The sequence below is a fragment of the Pseudomonas fluorescens genome (genome assembly GCF_002837185.1).
Taxonomy (GTDB): domain Bacteria; phylum Pseudomonadota; class Gammaproteobacteria; order Pseudomonadales; family Pseudomonadaceae; genus Aquipseudomonas; species Aquipseudomonas fluorescens_AM.
Map to the genome: position 1 here is coordinate 1 of NZ_KZ478048.1, position 6,303 is coordinate 6,303.

Genomic DNA, 6,303 nt, shown 5'->3' on the forward strand with positions numbered 1-6,303 from the left:
GGGTGTTGATCCTGGCGATCATCGAGAACGCGATGAACCTGAAGAACATCGATACCTTCTACCAGTACGTGATCCGCGGTTCGATCCTGCTGCTGGCCGTCGTCATCGACCGCATGAAACAGCGCTGATCCCAAGTCATCCGGAGATCAAATGTGGGAGGGGGCTTGCCCCCGATAGCGGTGGATCAGTTGATGCATCTGTAGCTGACCCACCGCAATCGGGAGCAAGCCCCCTCCCACAATTTTAATCGGCGCTGAATTTGAAGACGGTGTTCTGGGTGTAGGTTTGCCCTGGGTTCAAGCGAGTCGAGGCAAAACCAGGCTGGTTAGGTGCATCCGGAAAATGCTGGGTTTCCAGGGTGAAGCCGCTCCAATGCTGGTACGCCTTGCCGCCCTTGCCCTTCATCGAACCGTCCAGGAAGTTGCTGGTATAGAACTGCACCCCAGGCTCGCTGGTGTAGAGCTGCAGGCGGCGGCCCGATTCAGGATCATGCACTTGGGCCGCCAGCTGCTTGACGTCACCCTTGGTATCCAGGGCCCAGTTGAAGTCGAACCCGCCCTGTTTGGGTTCGGCAAACTTGAGCTGCGGGTGGTCGTCCTTGATGTGCTGGCCGATAGGCGTGGGCTTGAGGAAGTCCATCGGCGTGCCCGTGACCGGCGCCAGTTCGCCGGTGGGGATCAGGGTGGCGTTCACCGGTGTGTAATGGCTGGCGTGCAGGGTGGCGACCTGCTTGAGGATGTCGCCATTGCCCGCGCCGGCCAGGTTGAAGTAGCTGTGATTGGTGAGGTTGAGCACGGTGGGTTTATCGGTGGTGGCGGTGTAGTCGATGTGCAGTTCGTTCTTGTCGTTGAGGCGGTAGGTGACTTCGGTTTTCAGGTTGCCGGGGAAGCCCATCTCGCCGTCCTTGGACAGGTAACTGAGCTTCACACCGACCGAGTCCTTGTCCTTGACCGACTCGGCTTTCCACACCTGCTTGTCGAAGCCTTGGGCGCCGCCATGCAGCGAGTTGGGGCCGTCGTTGAGCGGCACCTGGAAGCGTTTGCCGTCGAGTTCAAAAGCACCGCCCGCCAGGCGATTGCCGAAGCGGCCAATGGTCGCGCCGAAAAACGCGGTGCCGGCCTGGTAGCCTTGCACGTCGTCAAAACCCAGCACCACGTCGTCGACCTTGCCGTGTTTGTCCGGCACCTTCAGCGACTGCAGCACGCCGCCGTAGGTAATCACTGTGGCTTGCATGCCATGGCTGTTGCGCAACACGTATTGTTCGACGGCGGTGCCGTCATTGGTTTTGCCGAAGGGTTTGTGTTCGCTGCTGAGGCCGGCGGCGTGAGCGCCGCCGCTGGCGATCAACATGGACAGCGCCAGGCCGGACAGCAGGTATCGAGGGTGCTTCATGGTCGAACTTCCTTTTGTTGTTTTAGGATTGAATAGTTCTACTAATGTGCGATATTTCGTCACTTGGACAGCGAATTTATAGCCTTTAACGCCGATTTCGTAAAATAAAATAAGACTAATTGATCGAGGCATCACGTTATGAGTACTGAGCACGCCCTGTATCCCGACCTCAAGGGCAAAACCGTATTGATCTCCGGCGGGGCTTCCGGAATCGGCGAATTCATGGTGCGGGCCTTCGCAGCCCAAGGCGCCAAGGTGGCCTTCGTGGATCGCGCGCAAAGCCAGGGCGAACGCCTCGCTGCGCTGTTGAACTCCAAGGGGCATACCGTCGAGTTCGAATGCTGCGACATTACCGACGAAATTGGTTATCGCGCGGCGATCGGACGTTTCGAGCACTCCCTGGGCCCGATCACGGTACTGGTCAACAATGCCGCGAACGATGTGCGCCACAGCCTGGAAGAAATCGACTCGGACATGTTCGACCGCCTGATCGCGGTCAACCTCAAGCACGCGTTTTTTGCCGCCAAGGCCGTGGTACCGATGATGAAGCACGCCGGTGGCGGCTCGATCATCAACCTCGGCTCCGTCGGCTGGATGATGGCCTCCGCCGGCTACCCGGTGTACGCCGCCAGCAAGGCCGCCGCCCATGGCATGACCCGCGGCCTGGCACGGGAGCTGGGGCCGCACCACATCCGCGTCAACACGCTGGTGCCGGGCTGGGTGATGACGGAAAAACAACTGTCCATGTGGGTGGATGACGCAGCCCGTGAGCTGATCGCCCGCAGCCAGTGCCTGCCGGGCAGTGTAATGCCCGAGCATATCGCCAATATGGCGCTGTTCCTCGCCTCGGACGCGTCGGCGATGTGTTCGGCGCAGAACTTTATCGTCGATGGCGGTTGGGTATAGGCCGGACGTCACTGTCCAACTGTGGGAGGGGGCTTACCCCGATGGCGGTGTACCAGTCAACATATAAGCTGGCTGACACACCGCTATCGGGGGCAAGCCCCCTCCCACAGTTGAATAGCCTTCGGTCAAGCGAGCCAGGCGTTCATATCGAACGCCTGGCTGCGCCGGGCGGCTGCCCGGTAATGCGCTTGAAGGCACGGCTGAACGCCGCATGGGACGTATAGCCAAGGCGTTGCGCCACGGTTTCGATGGGCATGCGCTCCAGGGTCAGCCATTGGCTGGCCAGGCGCATACGCAGTTCCGTGGCATAGCGCAGCGGCGGTACGCCAAGGGCGGCCTGGAAGCGATCGGCGAACACCGAGCGCGAGGTATGACACTGGGCGGCAAGCTCCGCCACGCTCCAGTCGTGGCCCGGTTGCTGATGCAAGGCGAGCAGGGCGCGGGCCAGGCGCGGGTCGCGTAACGCCGCCACCAGACCCGAGGCGTTGCCACAGGCGCACTCGACCCAGCCCCGTACGATCATCGCCGCCACCACATCGGCCAGACGCGCGAGAATACCGGCATAACCCACACGCGCCGCGGACACTTCGCGTTCCATGACCGCCAGGATCGGCATCAGCCCCGGATAACGCTGGCCTGCGGCATCAATCAGCATCAGCGCCGGCATCAGGTTGCCGAGCCCCTGGAGGCTGCCGAGTTCGAACGCCATGCATGCACTGAACAACAGCCTGTCGGGGACGGTATCGGGTGAGGCATTCACGGCGCAGACGGTATCCCCCAGCGGTGCGCTGTCGAAATCACTGATGTCCTGCACAGCCGCATCCGGCGCGGATAACAGCGCGTGCGCGCCGCCGTGGGAGACGAACACCGCGTTGCCGGCCGACAGTGCGAAAAGGCTGCCGTCCTCGGCACGCAGCGTGGCGCAGCCGGCCGCCAGGAAGTGGAAATAGGCGTGGCCCGGCTTGGCATCAAAGGCCATGCCGAACGTAGGCCCGGCCTGGATGCGCCGGTACTGCACGCCCCGCAGGCGCATGCCGCGCAGCAACTCATTGATCAGGTCGGAGGAAGCGGTGAAAGCGTCCACTGAAGTCATATTCGGGGTTTCGGTCAAGGAATCAAGGTTCTGCATCATAGATCATCCTGGTGCGCCTACCTAGACTGAGCGCCACGTTAATGACTGTAGGAAGACTTTTTATGACTGATTGTGCAGCCCATGCGTCTGCAGGCGTTGTGGCAGAGCCGGCCTGGCTGGCGGTATTTTCCCTGGCGATGGGGGTGTTCGGCTTGCTCACGGCCGAGTACTTGCCGGCCAGCCTGTTGACGCCGATGGCCCTGGACCTGGGCGTTACTGAGGCATTGGCCGGGCAAGCGGTCACGGTGACGGCGGTAGTGGCGCTGTTCGCCGGCTTGCTGGTGCCAGGGCTGACCCGTGGTGTCGACCGGCGCATCGTGCTGCTGGGCTTTTCCACGCTGATGATTGCCTCCAACCTGCTGGTGGCGCTGTCCTCCAGCCTGACGGTGTTGTTGCTGATGCGCATCCTGCTGGGCATTGCCCTCGGCGGTTTCTGGAGCATGGCGGCGGCGGTGGCGATGCGCCTGGTGCCTGCGGCGTCCTTGCCCCGTGCGCTGTCGATCATTTTCAGCGGGATCGCATTGGGCACCGTGGTCGCTGTACCGCTGGGCAGCTACCTGGGTGGCCTGTACGGCTGGCGCAGTGCATTTATCGCGGCTGCCGCCGTCGGCGTGGTGACCCTGGCGTTCCAATCATTCACGCTGCCGCGCCTGGCGCCCAATGGCACCGCGCGCCTGCGCACCGTGCTGCACGTGCTGCTGCGCCCAGGCATTGCCATGGGCATGTTCGGCTGCGTCTTGGTGCACACCGCGCATTTTGCGCTGTTCACTTATATCCGACCGTTCCTGGAAAGCACCACCGGAGTCGGTACCGAAGGGCTGGCGCTGATGCTCCTGGGTTTCGGCGTGGCGAACTTCGCCGGCACGCTGTTCGCCGGTTGGTTGCTGGTGCGCCACCCCCGGGCAACGCTGGTGTTGATGCCGGTGCTGGTAGGCATTGCGGCACTGGCGCTGGTCTGGCTGCCTGCGTCACTGCCGACCCAGGCGCTGCTCCTGGCGCTATGGGGCATGGCGTTTGGCGGCGTGCCCGTGGCGTGGTCGAACTGGGTCGCGCGTGCAGTGCCGGACCAGGCCGAAAGTGCCGGAGGCATGGTGGTGGCGTCGGTGCAGTCGGCCATCGCGGCGGGCGCTGCCGGTGGCGGGTTGATGTTCAGCGTCAGTGGCATTGGTGGGGTGTTTGTCGGGGCGGGTGTGTTGATGCTGCTCGCGGCCTTGCTCATCGCACTGCGTGTGCAGGTACCCGGGCAAGACGGGGACCTGGGTGTGACGCACCACCCGTCTTTGGTTTAGTCTGAAACCCTTCGTTGATCGCAAGCGCTCCAGGAGCATTGAACATGGCTGACTACGTACCCCCCAAGGTCTGGACCTGGGACGCCGAAAGCGGCGGCACCTTCGCCAGCATCAACCGGCCCATCGCGGGCGCCACCCATGAAAAAGCGCTGCCAGTGGGCAAGCATCCCTTGCAGTTGTATTCCCTGGCCACGCCCAACGGGCAGAAGGTCACTATCCTGCTCGAAGAGTTGCTGGCCCTCGGGCACACCGGCGCCGAATACGACGCCTGGCTGATCAAGATCGGCGACGGCGACCAGTTCGGCAGCGGCTTCGTGGGGGTCAACCCGAATTCGAAGATTCCGGCGTTGATGGATCACAGCGGCGCGGCGCCGATTCGCGTGTTCGAGTCGGGCGCGATCCTGCAATACCTGGCCGAAAAGTTCGGTGCGTTCTTCCCCACCGAACCTGCGGCGCGCGCCGAGTGCCTGTCGTGGCTGTTCTGGCAGATGGGCAGTGCGCCGTATCTGGGCGGCGGTTTCGGACATTTCTACGCGTATGCGCCAAGCAAGATGGAGTACCCGATCAATCGGTTTGCCATGGAGGCCAAGCGTCAGCTGGATGTGCTGGACAAGCGCCTGGCGGTGAGCGAGTACATTGCCGGGGATGAATACACCATTGCCGATATCGCCATCTGGCCCTGGTACGGTGGGTTGGTGAAAGGGCGCTTGTATGGGGCGGCGGAGTTTCTGTCGGTGCATGAATACAAGCATGTGTTGCGCTGGGCCGATGCGATCGATGCGCGGCCGGCGGTGCAGCGTGGGCGGCGGGTGAATCGGGTGTCGGGCGACGATCAGTTGGCCGAGCGCCATGACGCACGTGATCTGGACTGAGTGAAATCCACGTGTGGGAGGGGGCTTGCCCCCGATGGCGGCCTCTGGGCTGGCCGGGATGTTGGATTGGACCGAGTACATATCCGTTTCTGCGGTAACGGCTGCTATGGGTTCCGCTTTTACAGCGGGTCACTTTTGGAAAAGAGCCCCAAAAGTAACCAAAAAGGCTCTTGCCCCACCACTCGGCACCTCGCTTAGGCTCGGTGTGCCCGCAATCCGACATTGATGTGGGGGGCCGCCGCCACGCGCCATCCATGGCGCGGGGCGGCTAAACCGGCGTCCTGCCGGTTTACCCCCCACATCAATATCGAATTGCGGCCAGCGTGGTTTAACGGGGCGCCTAAGATCAAAAGCAAGAGCAAGATCAAGAGCCGCTCGCTTCGCATCGTGGATACGCTGTTTGTGTGGGGGGGCTTGCCCCCGATGAGGGAGAGTCAGTAAGTGCATCCGTGACTGATACACCGCCACCGCAGGCAAGTCGAATCGTCGCACCACCCCCCACATTTGGATCGCGGATCGGCACAAGATAGCGGTCGGCTCTAAGGCCGCCGCGCTTTTGATCTTGATCTCAGGCGCCCCGTTAAACCACGCTGGCCGAACGCAGGCTTGAATTCGTGGGTAACCCGGCAGGACGCCGGGTTAGCCGCACTGGGCCATGGATGGCCCATTGCGGCGGCCCACGGATTCAAGCCTGCGTTCGGGCACACCGAGC

The 6,303-nt window shown here is 62.6% G+C and carries 5 protein-coding genes and 1 pseudogene; 4 read left to right on the forward strand and 2 right to left on the reverse strand.

The genetic code is table 11. The annotated features are described in order from the left end of the window. A pseudogene (locus tag CIB54_RS27120) lies at window positions 1-128 on the forward strand (L-arabinose ABC transporter permease AraH); the annotation flags it as partial. A gap of 115 nt (window positions 129-243) precedes the next feature. Here CIB54_RS27120 and CIB54_RS27125 read toward each other — a convergent pair. Next, the gene (locus tag CIB54_RS27125) at window positions 244-1,392 is read right to left on the reverse strand and encodes an aldose epimerase family protein (RefSeq protein WP_101221486.1); all 1,149 of its coding nucleotides are present in this window, start codon (window positions 1,390-1,392) and stop codon (window positions 244-246) included. Between the two features lie 138 nt (window positions 1,393-1,530). Between CIB54_RS27125 and CIB54_RS27130 the strand changes: the two genes are divergently transcribed. Beyond that, window positions 1,531-2,298: an SDR family NAD(P)-dependent oxidoreductase gene (locus tag CIB54_RS27130; RefSeq protein WP_065952335.1), complete on the forward strand. Its 768-nt coding sequence runs from the start codon at window positions 1,531-1,533 to the stop codon at window positions 2,296-2,298. A 142-nt stretch (window positions 2,299-2,440) separates the two neighbouring features. Here CIB54_RS27130 and CIB54_RS27135 read toward each other — a convergent pair whose 3' ends face one another. Further along, window positions 2,441-3,427 (reverse strand): AraC family transcriptional regulator, encoded by a 987-nt coding sequence (locus CIB54_RS27135; protein WP_101221488.1) that lies wholly within the window; start codon window positions 3,425-3,427, stop codon window positions 2,441-2,443. Window positions 3,428-3,492: 65 nt separating this feature from the next. On the opposite strand from CIB54_RS27135, the gene CIB54_RS27140 reads away from it, so the two are divergent. Both CIB54_RS27140 and yghU read left to right on the forward strand, forming a co-directional pair. Next, window positions 3,493-4,719, forward strand: coding sequence for an MFS transporter (locus CIB54_RS27140; protein WP_101221487.1), 1,227 nt, complete (start codon window positions 3,493-3,495; stop codon window positions 4,717-4,719). 44 nt (window positions 4,720-4,763) lie between these two features. Next, complete coding sequence (gene yghU, locus CIB54_RS27145; RefSeq protein ID WP_065952337.1) at window positions 4,764-5,591, forward strand: glutathione-dependent disulfide-bond oxidoreductase; 828 nt, start codon at window positions 4,764-4,766, stop codon at window positions 5,589-5,591. Window positions 5,592-6,303 lie beyond the last annotated feature (712 nt).

Excerpts from the sequence above, each read along its gene's own strand:
- CIB54_RS27125 (WP_101221486.1), bottom strand. The coding sequence starts at position 1,392 with ATGAAGCACCCTCGATACCTGCTGTCCGGCCTGGCGCTGTCCATGTTG.
- CIB54_RS27130 (WP_065952335.1), top strand. The coding sequence starts at position 1,531 with ATGAGTACTGAGCACGCCCTGTATCCCGACCTCAAGGGCAAAACCGTA.
- CIB54_RS27135 (WP_101221488.1), bottom strand. The coding sequence starts at position 3,427 with ATGCAGAACCTTGATTCCTTGACCGAAACCCCGAATATGACTTCAGTG.
- CIB54_RS27140 (WP_101221487.1), top strand. The coding sequence starts at position 3,493 with ATGACTGATTGTGCAGCCCATGCGTCTGCAGGCGTTGTGGCAGAGCCG.
- yghU (WP_065952337.1), top strand. The coding sequence starts at position 4,764 with ATGGCTGACTACGTACCCCCCAAGGTCTGGACCTGGGACGCCGAAAGC.